The 15,485-nt window shown below is 71.5% G+C and carries 15 protein-coding genes; 8 read left to right on the top strand and 7 right to left on the bottom strand.

Features of this window, described 5'->3' with window-relative positions; translation table 11 throughout:
- Window positions 1–11 precede the first annotated feature (11 nt).
- From paaE to paaA, 5 genes are read right to left on the bottom strand one after another with little or no spacing between them, the layout of a single operon-like run.
- The gene (gene paaE / locus ACIRHA_RS19535) at window positions 12–1,160 is read right to left on the bottom strand and encodes a 1,2-phenylacetyl-CoA epoxidase subunit PaaE (RefSeq protein ID WP_403847099.1); all 1,149 of its coding nucleotides are present in this window, start codon (window positions 1,158–1,160) and stop codon (window positions 12–14) included.
- A complete protein-coding gene (gene paaD / locus ACIRHA_RS19530) occupies window positions 1,160–1,738 on the bottom strand; it encodes a 1,2-phenylacetyl-CoA epoxidase subunit PaaD (RefSeq protein WP_403847096.1) in 579 nt (192 codons plus the stop codon). Before paaD ends, paaE begins: the two co-directional genes overlap by 1 nt.
- Window positions 1,732–2,484, bottom strand: coding sequence for a 1,2-phenylacetyl-CoA epoxidase subunit PaaC (paaC, locus tag ACIRHA_RS19525; protein ID WP_403847092.1), 753 nt, complete (start codon window positions 2,482–2,484; stop codon window positions 1,732–1,734). Before paaC ends, paaD begins: the two co-directional genes overlap by 7 nt.
- A complete protein-coding gene (gene paaB / locus ACIRHA_RS19520) occupies window positions 2,481–2,792 on the bottom strand; it encodes a 1,2-phenylacetyl-CoA epoxidase subunit PaaB (protein ID WP_403847089.1) in 312 nt (103 codons plus the stop codon). The genes paaC and paaB overlap by 4 nt, the downstream gene beginning before the upstream one ends.
- A complete protein-coding gene (gene paaA / locus ACIRHA_RS19515; RefSeq protein ID WP_403847086.1) occupies window positions 2,789–3,802 on the bottom strand; it encodes a 1,2-phenylacetyl-CoA epoxidase subunit PaaA in 1,014 nt (337 codons plus the stop codon). Before paaA ends, paaB begins: the two co-directional genes overlap by 4 nt.
- A gap of 293 nt (window positions 3,803–4,095) precedes the next feature.
- Here paaA and ACIRHA_RS19510 point away from each other — a divergent pair, with 293 nt between their 5' ends.
- The 3 genes from ACIRHA_RS19510 to ACIRHA_RS19500 are packed head-to-tail and all read left to right on the top strand — an operon-like array spanning window position 4,096 to window position 7,023.
- Window positions 4,096–4,992 carry a DUF5819 family protein gene (locus ACIRHA_RS19510; RefSeq protein ID WP_403847084.1) on the top strand — a complete coding sequence of 299 codons (897 nt, stop codon included), beginning with the start codon at window positions 4,096–4,098 and terminating at the stop codon, window positions 4,990–4,992.
- Window positions 4,989–6,212 carry an HTTM domain-containing protein gene (locus tag ACIRHA_RS19505; RefSeq protein WP_403847082.1) on the top strand — a complete coding sequence of 408 codons (1,224 nt, stop codon included), beginning with the start codon at window positions 4,989–4,991 and terminating at the stop codon, window positions 6,210–6,212. The genes ACIRHA_RS19510 and ACIRHA_RS19505 overlap by 4 nt, the downstream gene beginning before the upstream one ends.
- Before the next feature lie 10 nt (window positions 6,213–6,222).
- Entirely contained in the window at window positions 6,223–7,023 is an 801-nt protein-coding gene (locus tag ACIRHA_RS19500; protein WP_403847080.1) for a TrmH family RNA methyltransferase, read from the top strand.
- A 22-nt stretch (window positions 7,024–7,045) separates the two neighbouring features.
- Here ACIRHA_RS19500 and paaN read toward each other — a convergent pair whose 3' ends face one another.
- Window positions 7,046–8,761 (bottom strand): phenylacetic acid degradation protein PaaN, encoded by a 1,716-nt coding sequence (gene paaN, locus ACIRHA_RS19495; protein WP_403847078.1) that lies wholly within the window; start codon window positions 8,759–8,761, stop codon window positions 7,046–7,048.
- A 239-nt stretch (window positions 8,762–9,000) separates the two neighbouring features.
- Here paaN and ACIRHA_RS19490 point away from each other — a divergent pair, with 239 nt between their 5' ends.
- Together ACIRHA_RS19490 and ACIRHA_RS19485 are read left to right on the top strand one after the other, a co-directional pair.
- A complete protein-coding gene (locus ACIRHA_RS19490; RefSeq protein ID WP_403847075.1) occupies window positions 9,001–10,509 on the top strand; it encodes a 3-hydroxyacyl-CoA dehydrogenase in 1,509 nt (502 codons plus the stop codon).
- Window positions 10,506–11,114 (top strand): TetR/AcrR family transcriptional regulator, encoded by a 609-nt coding sequence (locus tag ACIRHA_RS19485; RefSeq protein WP_403847072.1) that lies wholly within the window; start codon window positions 10,506–10,508, stop codon window positions 11,112–11,114. Before ACIRHA_RS19490 ends, ACIRHA_RS19485 begins: the two co-directional genes overlap by 4 nt.
- A 76-nt stretch (window positions 11,115–11,190) precedes the next feature.
- On the opposite strand, the gene ACIRHA_RS19480 is transcribed toward ACIRHA_RS19485, so the two are convergent.
- Window positions 11,191–11,691 carry an Lrp/AsnC family transcriptional regulator gene (locus ACIRHA_RS19480; protein WP_403847069.1) on the bottom strand — a complete coding sequence of 167 codons (501 nt, stop codon included), beginning with the start codon at window positions 11,689–11,691 and terminating at the stop codon, window positions 11,191–11,193.
- 172 nt (window positions 11,692–11,863) lie between these two features.
- Between ACIRHA_RS19480 and pdhA the strand changes: the two genes are divergently transcribed.
- From pdhA to ACIRHA_RS19465, 3 genes are read left to right on the top strand one after another with little or no spacing between them, the layout of a single operon-like run.
- Window positions 11,864–13,003 carry a pyruvate dehydrogenase (acetyl-transferring) E1 component subunit alpha gene (gene pdhA / locus ACIRHA_RS19475; RefSeq protein WP_403847067.1) on the top strand — a complete coding sequence of 380 codons (1,140 nt, stop codon included), beginning with the start codon at window positions 11,864–11,866 and terminating at the stop codon, window positions 13,001–13,003.
- Window positions 13,000–14,010 (top strand): alpha-ketoacid dehydrogenase subunit beta, encoded by a 1,011-nt coding sequence (locus ACIRHA_RS19470; protein WP_403847064.1) that lies wholly within the window; start codon window positions 13,000–13,002, stop codon window positions 14,008–14,010. Before pdhA ends, ACIRHA_RS19470 begins: the two co-directional genes overlap by 4 nt.
- 14 nt (window positions 14,011–14,024) lie before the next feature.
- On the top strand, window positions 14,025–15,389 hold the full coding sequence (locus ACIRHA_RS19465) for a dihydrolipoamide acetyltransferase family protein (RefSeq protein ID WP_403847062.1): 1,365 nt from the start codon (window positions 14,025–14,027) through the stop codon (window positions 15,387–15,389).
- Window positions 15,390–15,485: the final 96 nt, after the last annotated feature.

The following is a 15,485-nucleotide window of genomic DNA, read 5'->3' as shown; positions in this document are numbered from 1 at the left end:
GCTCAGCGGCCTCAGCGGTCGAAGTCCAGTTCCACCTTCTCCGTGGTCGGGTGCGACTGGCAGGTCAGCACGTAACCCGCCTCGGTCTCCTCCGCCTCCAGCGCGAAGTTCCGGTCCATGCGGACCTCCCCGGAGACCAGGAACGCGCGGCAGGTCCCGCACACGCCCCCCTTGCAGGCGTACGGCGCGTCCGGTCGGTTGCGCAGCACGGTCTCCAGGAGGGACTCGCCGTCCCGCACCGGCCAGGCCCCCGAACGGCCGTCGAGCTGCGCGGTCACCGTGCTGTGCGGGGGTGCGGGTGTCGGTGCGGATGCCGGTGCGGCCTGCCGGTCCAGGGCCGGGCCCTCGTCGACGTGGAATATCTCCTCGTGGACGCGCTCGCGCCGTACGCCGAGTGTGCGCAGCGTCCGCTCCGCGCTCTGCACGAGCCCGTACGGTCCGCACAGATACCAGCCCGCCACCCGCTCCACCGGCAGCAGCGCGGGCAGCAGTGTGGTGAGCCGCTCCTGGTCGAGCCGGCCGGACGCCAGGCCCGCCTGTTGTTCCTCCCGGGACAGCACGGTGACCAGCTGGAACCGGTCCGGGTACCGGTCCTTCAGGTCGGCGACCTCCTCCAGGAACATCGTCGACGCGGTGCTGCGGTCGCTGCGTATCAGGCAGAACCGCGCGTGCGGCGCCCGCTCCAGGAGGGTGCCGGCGATGGACAGGACCGGGGTGATGCCACTGCCGCCGACGACCGCGGCGTAGTGGCCGGTGGCGGGAGCGGGCTCGGAGCCGGGGGCGGTGTCGGTCCCAGCCGCGGTGGGGGTTGGGTCGAGGGTGAAGCGCCCGGCCGGGGTCATCACCTCCAGCTCGTCATCGACCGCGATCTCTTTGTGTGCGTACGTGGAGAAGGCGCCGTCGTCGACCAGGCGCACGCCGACCCGGAGGCTGCTCGGTGCCTCGTCCGCCGGGGCGGTCGAGCAGATCGAGTACGTGCGCCGGATCTCCGCTCCGTCCACGGTGCGGCGCAGGGCGAGGTGCTGTCCCGGAGTGAAGCGGTACGCCTCGCGCAGCGGGGGCGGTACGGCGAGGGTCAGCGCCACTGAGTCGTCGGTGAGCCGGTCGACCGCCGCGACGCGGAGCCGGTGGAAGCGGGCCCGTCCCCCTTCGTGCGCCATCACAACTCCTTGAAGTGGTCGAAGGGTTCGAGGCAGGACAGGCAGCGGCGCAGCGCCTTGCAGGCGGTGGAGGAGAACCGGCTCAGCAGTTCGGTGTCCGCCGACCCGCAGTGCGGGCAGGCGACGGGCTCCGCGGTGGCCGGTGCGGCGGCGTGCCGGGTGGGGCCGAGGGGGATCGTGATCGGGCCCGCCGGCGCCCGGGTGGTGCGCGGCGGCGCTATGCCGAACTCCCGCAGCTTGCGGCGGCCTTCAGGCGTGATGTCGTCCGTCGACCAGGCCGGGGTGAGCACCGGGCGGACCGTGACCTCGGGGATCCCGTGCTCGTGCAGCACCCGCTCGATGTCCTCCGACATCGTCTCGATGGCGGGACACCCGGTGTACGTGGGACTCAGCTCGACCTCCACGCGGCCGGGCCCGTGCGTGTGCACGGCGCGCAGCACGCCCAGCTCCTCCAGGTTCAGGACGGGCAGCTCGGGGTCAGGCACGGAACCGGCGATACCGCGCAGTTCGGCCTCGAGCGGGGTCTCCTGCTGGGCCCCGGCTCGCCGACCCTGGTGGGCGCGCGCCGTGGTCACCATGACGCCCCCGGGTGGCTGCGGTGCAGATGCTGCATCTCGGCGAGCATCCGGCCGAAGGACTCGGTGTGCACGCCCTGCCGGCCGGCCCCTGCGCTCCAGGCGCCGAGCTGGGGGCCCTCGGGCACGGTCAGCGTCGCCTCCTGCAACGTGTCGGAGATGGTCGAGGCCCAACTGTTGCGCAGGCTCTGCGGGTTGAACCCCAGACCGGGGGCCGGCTGGAACATCTCGCCGGTGTACCGCCACAGCGAGTCGACCGCGCGCTGCATGCGTGTGTGGCTCTCCTCCGTGCCGTCACCGAGGCGCAGCGTCCACTGCCGGGCGTGGTCCTGGTGGTAGGCGACCTCCTTGACCGCCTTGGCGGCCAGGGGGGCGAACTCGGAGTCGCTCTCGGCGAGTTGGGCGTACAGGAGCTGCTGGTAGGTCGAGAAGTAGAGCTGGCGGGTGATGGTGTGGGCGAAGTCCCCGTTCGGCTGCTCGACCAGTTGCACGTTGCGAAAGGCGCGCTCCTCGCGCAGGTACGCCAGCTCGTCCTCGTCGCCCACCAGGCTCAGCAGGACGCGGGCCTGGCCGAGCAGGTCGAGCGCGATGTTCGCGAGGGCCAGCTCCTCTTCGAGGACCGGTGCGTGGCCCGCCCACTCCCCCAGACGGTGCGAGAGCACCAGGGCGTCGTCGCCGAGGGCCAGGGCGGCGGATGCGGTGTCGGCCGTCTCGTGCGTGCGAGTCCGCGTCACATCAGGCTGCGTCACAGGTGCTTCACCCCTTCCGGGATCTCGTAGAACGTCGGGTGCCGGTAGGGCTTGTCGGCGGCGGGCTCGAAGAACGGGTCCTTCTCGTCCGGCGAGGAGGCGGTGATCGCCGCGGACGGCACGACCCACAGGGAGACGCCCTCGCCGCGACGGGTGTAGAGGTCGCGCGCGTTGCGCAGTGCCAGCTCCGCGTCCGGGGCGTGCAGGCTGCCGGCGTGCGTGTGGGAGAGGCCGCGGCGGGAGCGCACGAAGACCTCCCACAGGGGCCAGTCGGCGCCGCTGGATGCGCTGTTCGGCGTCTCGGTCATGCCGCCCTGCCTTCTCGCGTAGATCCTGCGGAGTGCTTGGCCGCGTGGGCTGCGGCGGCTTCGCGCACCCACGCGCCCTCGTCGTGGGCACGCTTGCGCTGGGTGATGCGCTGTTCGTTGCACGGCCCGTTGCCCTTCAGGACCGCCTTGAACTCCGACCAGTCGATGGCGCCGAAATCGTGCTGACCCCGCTCCTCGTTCCACCTCAGCTCGGGGTCGGGGAGCGTGAGTCCGAGGGACTCGGCCTGGGGGACACAGATGTCCACGAAGCGCTGGCGCAGTTCGTCGTTCGAGTGGCGCTTGATCTTCCACTCCATGGACTGCGCGGAGTGCGCGGACTCGTCGTCGGGCGGGCCGAACATCATCAGGGAGGGCCACCACCAGCGGTCCACCGCGTCCTGGGCCATCGCGTGCTGGGCCTCGGTGCCGCGGCTGAGCGCGAGCAGCAGCTCGTACCCCTGGCGCTGGTGGAAGGACTCCTCCTTGCAGACCCGCACCATCGCCCGCGCGTACGGACCGTAGGAGCAGCGGCACAGCGGCACCTGGTTGGTGATCGCCGCGCCGTCCACGAGCCAGCCGATCGCGCCGACGTCGGCCCAGGTCAGCGTCGGGTAGTTGAAGATCGAGGAGTATTTCTGGCGACCGCTGTGCAGCTTGTCGAGCAGCTCGTCGCGGCCGGTACCGAGCGTTTCCGCCGCGCTGTAGAGGTAGAGGCCGTGCCCCGCCTCGTCCTGGACCTTCGCCATCAGGATCGCCTTGCGGCGCAGTGAGGGGGCGCGCGTGATCCAGTTCGCCTCCGGCTGCATGCCGATGATCTCGGAGTGGGCGTGCTGGGCGATCTGGCGCACGAGCGTCGCGCGGTAGGCGTCGGGCATCCAGTCGCGGGGCTCGATGCGCTCGTCCGCCGCCACCGCCGCGTCGAAAACGGCCTGGAACGCGGCATCGTCCAGTTCGGCGGTGCCGTCCGCCCGCGCTTCGGCTGCGCGGTGCTGCGGGGTTGCTGTCGCCATGCCCGGTCCCCCTCGACCTTGGGTGCCCGACCTCGGGTCGAGGGCCTCACCGGCTCCCGACCGATCGTTCGGTTCGTCGGATTCAATGGTGGGTCTCGGCGCCGTAAGGTGTCAACCCTGTGTGGTCGGCCTGTGGATAACCTCGGACGTCTGTGCCGTGCGGGCGCTGCCCAGTACGGTTCCGGTGCGTGCGTCGCCTCGTGGGGCGGCGGCTCGGGATCGGTTCGTCGCGGGGCGCCGATCGGCGGATGGGCCGGGGACCGGCAGAACCGGATCGGGATCGGGGAGCACCGATGGAGACAGAAGCAGGCGCCGCGGACGAGGGCGCCCGGCTCACGAAGGAGCCATCGGCTCCGCCGCGACCCCGCGTACCCGAACCGTCGGGAGTGTCAGGACTGTCAGGATCTTCAGAGCCGTCGGGGCCGTCGGGGCCGTCGGGGACGTCGGAGCCGTCGGAACCGTCTGGGCCGGAGTCGGGCGAGGGATGGTCCGAGGCGCCCGAGCGGCGCGGGATCGCGGCGCTCTCCCCCGGTCATCAGCTGACCGCGGTCCTCGCGCTCATCGGTGTCGCGCTCGTCACCTGCGTGCACATCCTGATGGTGTTCCTGCACGTCGCGCCGACGAACACGATCAGCAAGCAGCACGGGGCGCTCGTCGGCGCGTGGGTCTACCCGGAGTTCGAGCAGAACTGGAAGCTGTTCGCGCCCAACCCGCTGCAGCAGAACATCGCGGTGCAGGCTCGCGCCGAACTGCGCACGACCGACGGCGAACTGCGCGCGACCCGCTGGTACGACCTGTCCGCACAGGACGGCGCCGCCATCGACGGGAACCTGCTGCCCAGCCACACCCAGCAGAACGAACTGCGCCGCGCCTGGGACGTCTACACGGGCACCCACGACGCGCAGAACCGGCCGAACGGTCTGCGCGGCACCCTGTCCGAGCAGTACCTGCGCCGCATCCTCGTGCTGCGCCTCGACCGGCTCGGAGCCGCGGGCGAGGGAGAGCGGGTCGAGCGCGTGCAGATCCGCTCGATGACGACCGCGGTCGAGTCCCCGAAGTGGAGTGACGAGAAGGTGGACCAGAAGCCGACGTACCGGGTGGTGCCGTGGTGGACGGTCACCTCGAGCGACGCACCGCTCGACAGCGGCAGGCACGTGCGCCTCCAGGCCCCGGCGGGTGGTGACCGATGAGCGACACGCGCCCCATGAACAGCACGGGTCCCATGAGCCGCGTGCAGCAGCGGCTGAGCGACGGCCTCCAGAAGATCACCGGGTCCGCGCTCGGCCCCTATCAGAGTGCCGTGATCCGCATCGGGTTCTCCGCGACCTGGTTGCTCTTCCTGCTGCGCGAGTTCCCGCACCGGCAGGAGATGTACGGCCCCGACGGTCCGTGGAGCTGGGGCATGGCGCAGCAGCTCACCGAGGACAACCACGCGTTCACCGCGCTCATGTGGTCCGACGGGCAGGGCTGGTTCGAACTGGTCTACATAGTGGCGGTGGTGTCGTCCGCGCTCCTGATGGTGGGCTGGCGCACCCGCACCATGTCGGTCATCTTCATGATCGGGGTGCTGTCCCTGCAGAACCGCAGCGTCTTCATGGGGGACGGCGGCGACAACGTCATCCACCTCATGTCGATCTACCTCGTCTTCACGCGGTGCGGGCAGGTCTGGTCGCTGGACGCCCGCCGGGCGCGGCACGGGGCCGAGGACCGGTTCGGCATCGTGCTGTGGTGGGTGATGGGGCTCCTGCTCGCCGCGATGACGTTCACCGGGAAGGTCGGCGGCGGCTGGCTGGTGCTCTTCTGGGGAATGTGGGCGGCCCAAGCGGTGTGGTGGTCCGTGAACCGTCGCGATCCGCAGGGCGATTCCCGCCTCCTGTGCGACGTCGTCACCAACCTCATGCACAACGCCGGGCTGCTCGTGGTGATGGTCGAGGCGTGTCTGATCTACGCGACGGCGGGCTGGTACAAGATCCAGGGCAGCCGATGGCAGGACGGCACCGCGGTCTACTACCCGCTCCACCTGGACTACTTCTCGCCCTGGCCCGCCCTGGGCGAGCTGCTGACCACCTTCGGACCGATGGTGCTGCTCGTGACCTACGGGACCGTGGCCGTCCAGGTCGCCTTTCCGTTCACCGTCTTCAACCGGCGCCTCAAGAACGTCCTGTTGGTGTTCATGATGCTGGAGCACGCGGTCATCGCCGTCGTGCTCGGACTGCCTTTCTTCTCGCTCGCGATGATCGCCGCGGACGCGGTGTTCCTGCCGACGTCCTTCTTGGTACGCGTCGGCGGCTGGGCGGCACGCGCGCGTGGTCGCGTTTTCCCCTCTACGAAAGCGGAGGTCGCGCCCGACCGTCCCGCGGAGGCCGAGGACGAACCGGTGGCGGCGGAGCAGTCGGCCGTGCGCACGTAGGCTTCCTGCCGTGAACGGGACGAGTACGGCGGACGGCGCGGGCGGCACACAGAACGAGCGCTCTGAGGGAGCCGTGCGTGCCTGGCGGCGGCTCGCGGACTCCGCGGTGCTGATCGACGGGTTCCACGCCCTCAAGCACGCCGTACGCTTCGGCGCCGACGTCCCGGTCGCGCTCGCCGTCGACCCGGCGGGTGCGCTCGCCCTGGCCGAGGAGCTCGCCCCCGATGTCGCGGGGGACCTGGAGCGGCTCCTCGTGGAGGTTCCGGACGAGGTGCTGCGGGGGCTCGTACCGCGGCTGCACCCCACCGGGGTCGCCGCCCTCGCCGGGCGGCCCGCGCGGGCCGACAACCTGGCCGCCCTTGGACAGCCCGCCCGCACCAGCCCCGTCGTCGTGCTCGACAACCCGCGCAACCTCGGCAACGCGGGCGCCGTGATCCGCCTCGCCGCCGGCTACGACGCCACCGGCGTCGTCACCACAGGCGACCTCGACCCCTGGCACCCCACCGTCGTACGGGGCGGGGCAGGGCTGCACTTCGCGACCGCCGTGGAGCGGCTCGACGTCGGTGAACTGCCGAGCGGGCCGCTGTACGCGCTCGACCCCGAGGGCGCGGACATCCGCGGCCTGAAGCTGCCCGATGACGCCCTGCTCGCCTTCGGGTCCGAGCGCAGCGGCCTCTCCGCCGAACTACGCGCGCGTGCCGACCACTTGGTGTCGCTGCCGATGCGGCCCCAGGTCTCCAGCTACAACCTGGCCACCAGCGTCGGCATGACGCTCTTCCACTGGAGCGCGCACAGCACGAACGCGCCTTAGCGCCTGTCGTTCGGATCAGGCCCTAGGCGGCTGCCTCGCGCCGTACCTCCACCACCCTGAAGCGGTTCGCTACGAAGGCGCTGTCGCACAGGGCCGCGTTCGCCGCGGGGTTGCCGCCCGAGCCGTGGAAGTCGGAGAACGCCGCCGTCTGGTTCACGTACACCCCGCCCGTCAGGTTGAGCGAGAGCTGCGCGCACTCCTCCAGGCAGACCTCCTCGACGGACTGCGCGACCTCTGCGGAGGTGGTGTACGCCCCGACCGTCATGGCGCCCTTCTCACGCACCGTGCGGCGCAGGAGGTCCACCGCGTCACCGGTCGAGTCGACGGAGACCGCGAAGGAGACCGGGCCGAAGCACTCGCTCATGTAGGCGGTCTCCGCGTCCGGCCCCTCCCAGAACTTCCGCGCCCCGTCCAGCTTCACGATCACCGGCGTACGGACCACGGCGTCGGGGAAGTCCGGGTTGTTGATCTCCCTTGAGGGCAGGGCGATTTCGCCGATGCCGGGGGCCGCGTCGAGGCGGGTCTTCACGTCCGGGTTGACCAGCGCGCCCAGCAGCCCGTTCGCCCGGGCGTCGTCACCGAGCAGGCCGCCGACCGACTTCGCGAGGTCGGCCACCACCTCGTCGTACGCCTTCGGGCCCTCGTCCGTGGTGATGCCCTCGCGCGGCACCAGGAGGTTCTGCGGCGTGGTGCACATCTGGCCGCTGTACAGGGACAGCGAGAACGCAAGGTTCGCCAGCATGCCCTTGTAGTCGTCGGTCGAGTCGATCACCACCGTGTTGACGCCGGCCTTCTCCGTGTAGACCTGCGCCTGCCGGGCGTTCGTCTCCAGCCAGTCACCGAAGGCCGTGGACCCCGTGTAGTCGATGATCTTGATTTCGGGGCGTACGGCCAGGGTCTTGGCGATGCCCTCTCCGGGCCGCTCGGCCGCCAGCGCCACCAGGTTCGGGTCGAAGCCGGCCTCGGCGAGGACCTCGCGGGCCACCTGCACGGTGAGCGCGAGGGGCAGCACCGCGCGCGGGTGCGGCTTCACCAGGACCGGGTTGCCGGTGGCCAGGGAGGCGAACAGACCCGGATACCCGTTCCACGTAGGGAACGTGTTGCAGCCGACCAGCAGGGAGATGCCGCGCGCCACCGGTGTGAACTCCTTGGCCAGGACCAGGGGATCGCGCTTGCCCTGGGGCTTGGACCACTCCGCGGCGTCCGGGGTCCGCACCTGCTCCGCGTACGCGTACGCCACCGCCTCCAGGCCGCGGTCCTGCGCGTGCGGGCCGCCCGCCTGGAACGCCATCATGAAGGCCTGGCCGCTGGTGTGCATGACCGCGTGCGCGAACTCGTGCGTCCGCGCGCTGATCCGGGCCAGGATCTCCAGGCACGTCACCGCGCGCACCTCGGCGCCCGCTTCGCGCCACGCGCGCATGCCCGCGCGCATGGCCGGCAGCAGCACGTCGGCGTCTGTGTGGGGGTACGTGACGCCCAACTCGATCCCGTACGGCGACACTTCACCGCCCACGAACTCGTCCGTGCCGGGCTGGCCGAGGTCGAGGCGGGTGCCGAGCAGGGCGTCGAAGGCGGCCTTGCCCTCGGACATGCTCAGGCTCCCGTTCTCCCCGTACGCCTTGGGGTGCTCCGGGTGCGGGGACCAGTACGCGCGCGTACGGATCGTCTCCAGCGCCTGGTCGAGCGTAGGCCGGTGCTTGGCGATCAGGTCGTGCGCGGTGAGTTCGGCGGCGGCCATGGGGGACCAACTCCTCCTGGGCTGCGGCTCCTCGTCGAGCCGGCGAGCTTGGCGGGACTGGACGGGACGGGACAGGTCGGTGCAGGGCTGGGCTGGGCAGGGACGAACCAACAGAGTTAGAGTAACCGAACGATCGGTCGGGACAAGGGGGTGCGGAAAAGCTGTGGAAAACCGTCCGGATGCGCACCCAATGAGCCCCCGAACCCCAGGGCGGAGCCGCGTACGGGAGGATCACGTGCATGACAGCACATGACCGCCTCGTCGGCGTGGTGGGCACCGGCACCATGGGGCAGGGCATCGCCCAGGTCGCCCTCGTCGCCGGGCATCCCGTCCGGCTGTACGACGCCGTGCCGGGGCGTGCGAGGAGCGCCGCCGATTCGATCGCCGCACGCCTCGACCGGCTCGTCGAGAAGGGCCGCATGGACGCCGCCGAGCGGGCGGCAGCGGTCGCACGGCTCGAACCCGCGCAGACCATCGGCGAGTTGGCGCCCGCGACGCTCGTCGTCGAGGCCGTCCTGGAGCGGCTCGACGTCAAACAGGACCTGTTCCGCGAGCTGGAGGACGTCGTCGCGGAGGACTGCCTGCTCGCGACCAACACCTCCTCCCTGTCCGTCACCGCGATCGGCGGCGCGCTGCGCAGCCCGGGCCGCTTCGTGGGGCTGCACTTCTTCAACCCGGCGCCCCTGATGCCGCTGGTGGAGGTCGTCTCCGGCGCCGCCACCGACGTCACCGAGGCCACGCGCGCGTACGAGACCGCCCGCGCCTGGGGCAAGACCCCGGTGGCCTGTGCGGACACCCCCGGTTTCCTGGTCAACCGGATCGCGCGGCCCTTCTACGCGGAGGCGTTCGCGGTGTACGAGGAGCAGGGCGCCGACCCCGCCACCATCGACGCCGTGCTGCGCGAGAGCGGCGGCTTCAGGATGGGTCCGTTCGAGCTCACCGACCTCATCGGGCAGGACGTCAACGAGGCAGTGACGCGCTCCGTGTGGGAGGGCTTCTTCCAGGACGCGAAGTTCCGGCCCTCGCTGGCCCAGCGCCGCTTGGTGGAGGCCGGTCGCCTGGGACGCAAGTCGGGGCAGGGCTGGTACGCGTACGGGGACGACGCCGAGCGTCCCGAGCCGCACACCGCGGGTCCCGCCGGGCCGCCCGCGCGCGTGAGCGTCGAGGGTGACCTGGAGTCCGCGGGCGAGCTGATCCCGATGATGCGCGAGGCGGGCATCGAGGTCGTCCAGGAAGACGAGGACAAGGGCACGCGCATCGTGCTGCCCAGCGGCGGCCAGCTCGTGCAGGCGGACGGCCAGACGTCCATCGAGTTCCGCGACGTCGTCTACTTCGACCTCGCCTTCGACTACCGCAAGGCGACCCGCATCGCCCTGGCCACCTGCCAGGAAGGCAACCCGCGCACCCTCGGCGAGGCCGTCGGCCTCTTCCAGGCGCTCGGCAAGGAGGTCAGCGTCATCGGCGACGTGCCCGGCATGATCGTGGCCCGCACCGTGGCGCGGATCATCGACCTGGCGCACGACGCCCTCGCGCGCGGAGTGGCCACCGAGGGCGACATCGACACCGCGATGCGTCTGGGCGTCAACTACCCGCAGGGGCCCCTGGAGTGGGGTCGCAGGCTCGGCCGCGGCTGGGCCTGCGGGCTCCTCGAGGAACTGCACGAACGCGACCCCTCGGGGCGGCACGCGCCGTCCCTGGCCTTCTTCCGGAACTCGTACACCCCCAAGAAGCGGGAGGGCTCCGCATGACCACCGCACGACGGGACACGGGTGCGCGCCGCGACACCTACACGCCGGACAGCCTGCTCGCGGTCGCGGTCACCGTCTTCAACGAGCGCGGCTACGACGGCACGTCCATGGAGCACCTGTCCAAGGCGGCCGGCATCTCGAAGTCGTCGATCTACCACCATGTGACGGGCAAGGAGGAACTGCTGCGCCGCGCCGTGAGCCGCGCGCTCGACGGCCTCTTCGGGATCCTCGACGAGCAGCCCGCGCGCGCGGGACGCGCGATCGAGCGCCTGGAGTACGTCACGCGGCGCATGGTCGAGGTGCTCACCGGTGAACTGCCCTACGTGACACTTCTGTTGAGGGTGCGTGGCAACACCGACACCGAACGGTGGGCCATGGAGCGGCGCAGGGAGTTCGACCACCAGGTCGCCCAGCTCCTCAGGGCGGCCGCGGCCGACGGGGAGGTACGCGGTGACATCGAGGTGCGGCTCGCCACGCGGCTCGTCTTCGGGATGATCAACTCGCTGGTGGAGTGGTACCGGCCGGACGGCGGCGGGCTCGGCGACCGTGAAGTGGCGGACGCCGTGGTCGAGCTGGTCTTCCAGGGGCTGCGCAAGGCCGGCTGACCCCGAGGGCCCTCGTGGGGGCTCCCATGGCACCTCGTGGGCCCTTGTGGGCCCTTGTGGGTCCTCGTGGGCCCTCCTAGGAGTCCGGCTCCAGGTCCTCCTCCTCGAAGACGAGCAGTGTGCGCGTGCTCAGGACCTCGGGGATGGACTGGAGCTTGGTGAGGACCAGTTCGCGCAGGGCCCTGTTGTCCTCCGTGTGCACCAGGATCAGGACGTCGAAGTCGCCGCTGACCAGTGCGATGTGCGAAGCCTCCGGCAGTCGGCGCAGCTGTTCCCGCACGGTCCGCCAGGTGTTCTGGACGATCTTGAGCGTGATGTAGGCGGAGGCGCCCTGGCCGGCCCGCTCGTGGTTGACGCGGGCGCCGAAACCGCGGATCACGCGGTCCTCGATGAGGCGGTTGATCCGCGCGTAGGCGTTCGCCCGGGACACATGGACCTGCTCGGCGACGGAGCGTATCGACGCGCGCCCGTCCTTCAGCAGCAGCTGCAGGATGTCCCGGTCGATGGCGTCCAGCGGGCGGGCCGCGGGGTCCTGGACCGGCCCCCCGGAGCCCTCGGCCATTTGTTCAGATGCCATCCGCCCCCGCCTCCTTACCATGGACGTACTGCATTCATCTCAGGCTGTGGAGAACCGATTGTCCACAGCCTGGAGGTGCCTGTAGCCAAAATGTGCCGTCGACCGAACAATCGGTAGGTGAGGCGCATCACACGACGCGCCGTCCGAGCCGCTCCCACGAGGAGGTGCCGTCATGACGGTCATGGACCAGCGGGCCACGCCCGGCAGGCCCGTCCCGCCGCCCGCCTGGCAGCCCCGCACGGACCCCGCGCCGCTGCTGCCCGACGCCGAGCCCCACCGGGTCCTGGGCACCGAAGCGGCCGCCGGCGTCGACCCCGAGCTGCTGCGCCGCCTGTACGCGGAGGTGGTGCGCGGCCGCAGGTACAACGTGCAGGCGACCGCGCTGACCAAGCAGGGCCGCCTCGCCGTCTACCCCTCGACGGTCGGCCAGGAGGCCGCCGAGGTCGCCGCGGCGCTGGTCCTCGAGGAGCGGGACTGGCTCTTTCCCAGCTACCGCGACACCCTCGCCGCCGTCGCCCGCGGCCTCGACCCCGTACAGGCCCTGACCCTGCTGCGGGGCGACTGGCACACCGGATACGACCCGCGCGAGCACCACATCGCGCCGCTCTGTACCCCGCTCGCGACGCAGCTCCCGCACGCCGTGGGCCTCGCACATGCCGCACAGCTGAAGGGCGACGATGTGGTGGCGCTCGCCATGGTCGGCGACGGCGGCACCAGTGAGGGCGACTTCCACGAGGCGCTGAACTTCGCCGCCGTGTGGCAGGCGCCGGTCGTCTTCCTCGTGCAGAACAACGGGTTCGCCATCTCCGTGCCGCTGGCCAAGCAGACCGCGGCGCCGTCCCTGGCCCACAAGGCCGTCGGGTACGGGATGCCGGGCCGCCTGGTCGACGGGAACGACGCGGCGGCGCTGCACGAGGTGCTGACCGACGCCGTGGCCCGCGCGCGCGGGGGTGGCGGTCCGACGCTGGTCGAGGCCGTCACGTACCGGATGGACGCGCACACGAACGCCGACGACGCGACCCGTTACCGCAGCGACGCCGAGGTCGAGATGTGGCGCGCGCACGACCCGGTACTGCTCCTGGAGCGGGAGTTGACCGGGCGCGGGCTCATCGACGAGGCCGGCATCCAGGCCGTGCGCGAGGGCGCGGAGGAACAGGCGGCAGAGCTGCGCGCGCGCATGAACCAGGACCCCGCCCTCGACCCGATGGACCTGTTCGGTGACGTGTACGCCGAGCAGACCCCTCAACTGCGGGAGCAGGCGGCGCTGTTGCGTGCCGAGCTGGACGCCGAGGCGGAAGGGGAGCAGGCATGACCACTGTGGCCCGGCCGCCCAGAACCAAGCCCGCCACCATGGCGCAGGCACTCGGGCGCGCGCTGCGCGACTCCATGGCCGAGGACCCGGCCGTGCACGTCATGGGCGAGGACGTGGGCACCCTGGGCGGCGTCTTCCGGATCACCGACGGGCTCGCGAAGGAGTTCGGCGAGGAGCGCTGCACGGACACCCCGCTCGCCGAGGCGGGCATCCTCGGCGCCGCCGTGGGCATGGCGATGTACGGCCTGCGACCGGTCGTGGAGATGCAGTTCGACGCGTTCGCGTACCCCGCCTTCGAGCAGCTGATCTCGCACGTCGCGCGGATGCGCAACCGCACGCGCGGCGCCATGCCGCTGCCCATCACCGTGCGGGTGCCGTACGGCGGCGGGATCGGCGGCGTGGAGCACCACAGCGACTCCTCCGAGGCGTACTACATGGCGACGCCGGGCCTGACCGTCGTCACGCCGGCCACGGTCCCGGACGCGTACGGGCTGCTCCGGCAGTCCATCGCCTGCGACGACCCGGTCGTCTTCCTGGAGCCCAAGCGCCTTTACTGGACGAAGGATTCGTGGAACCCCGAGGCACCGGAAGACGTTCTTCCGATAGGTACGGCAGTGGTTCGCCGCCCCGGCACCAGTGCCACGCTGCTCACGTACGGTCCGTCCGTCCCTGTCTGCCTGGAGGCGGCGGAGGCGGCCCGAGGGGAGGGGTGGGATCTTGAAGTGGTCGACCTGCGCTCGCTGGTCCCGTTCGACGACGCGACGGTCGCCGAGTCCGTCCGGCGCACGGGACGCGCGGTCGTCGTGCACGAGTCGGGCGGCTTCGGCGGGCCCGGCGGAGAGATCGCCGCGCGCGTGACCGAGCGGTGCTTCCACCATTTGGAGGCGCCGGTGCTGCGGGTGGCCGGTTTCGACATTCCGTATCCGCCGCCCATGTTGGAGCGGCACCATCTGCCCGGAGTGGACCGGGTGCTGGACGCGGTGGCGCGGCTGCAATGGGATCAGTGAGGGACGGTGGGGTAATGGCGCAGGTGCTCGAGTTCAAGCTGCCCGACCTCGGGGAGGGGCTCACCGAGGCGGAGATCGTGCAGTGGCTGGTGGGGGTCGGTGACGTCGTCGCCGTCGACCAGCCCGTCGTCGAGGTGGAGACGGCCAAGGCGATGGTCGAGGTGCCGTGTCCGTACGGCGGCGTGGTCACGGCCCGCTTCGGTGACGAGGGGAGCGAACTTCCGGTCGGGGCACCGTTGTTGATGGTGGCGGTGGGCGCGGAGTCGTCTTCGGACGTGCCGCTTTCGGACGTCCCCGCGCCGGCCCCGGCCGCCGCCGAGGAGCCCGCGAAGGCGCGGCAGGAGGCGCGGCAGGAGACCCCGGAGAAGGCCGAGGGCTCGGGGAACGTGCTGGTGGGGTACGGGACCGCCACCGCGCCGACCCGGCGCAGGCGGGTGCGGCCCGCGCCGCTGGACGGCGTGCCCGCCGCACCGGAGAGCGCTCCGCGCGCCCAGGGGCCGGTCCCCGTGATCTCCCCGCTCGTGCGCAAGCTCGCCCGCGAGCGCGGCGTGGACCTGAGAGCGCTGACCGGGTCCGGTCCCGACGGGCTCATCCTCAGGGGAGACGTAGAAAACGCGGCGAGCGCGGCGACCGCCGCCGCCGAGGCGCCCGCCGCCCCCGGGCGCGCCCCCGCCCCCGCCGCTCCCCGGCAGGAGCACCGCACCCCCCTGCGCGGCATTCGTGGCGCGGTCGCCGACAAGATGTCCCGCAGCCGGCGCGAGATACCCGACGCGACCTGCTGGGTGGACGCCGACGCCACGGAACTCATGCACGCGCGTGTGGCGATGAATTCCGCCGGGGGGCCGAAGATCTCCGTGCTCGCGCTCCTGGCCCGCATCTGCACCGCGGCCCTGGCGCGCTACCCGGAGCTGAACGCCACGGTCGACACCGAGCGGCGTGAGCTCGTCCGGCTCGACGAGGTGCACCTCGGGTTCGCCGCGCAGACCGACCGCGGCCTGGTCGTGCCCGTCGTACGGGACGCCCACGCGCGCGGAGCCGAATCCCTGAGCGCCGAGTTCGCCCGGCTCACCGAGGCGGCACGGGCCGGGAAACTGTCGCCCGCGGAACTCACCGGCGGCACCTTCACGTTGAACAACTACGGGGTGTTCGGTGTCGACGGTTCGACGCCGATCATCAACCACCCCGAGGCGGCCATGCTCGGCGTCGGCCGAATAGCCGCCAAGCCCTGGGTGCACGAAGGGGAGTTGGCGGTCCGCCAGGTCGTCCAGCTCTCGCTCACGTTCGACCACCGGGTGTGCGACGGCGGCACGGCGGGCGGCTTCCTGCGGTACGTCGCGGACTGCGTGGAACAACCGGCGGTGCTGTTGCGCACCCTGTGACCGGGCGGCCGCGCTGTGGGCCCGGCGGTTCCGTTGGGTCCGGTGGGTCCGACGGCAAGGATCGCCCGCCCGCCTGGTGGCAATGATCGCCCGTAA

Source organism: Streptomyces sp. NPDC102360, assembly GCF_044766085.1.
Classification (GTDB): Bacteria; Actinomycetota; Actinomycetes; order Streptomycetales; family Streptomycetaceae; genus Streptomyces.
Note: the sequence above shows the minus strand (reverse complement) of the source record. Positions and strands in the feature narration are given on the sequence as shown.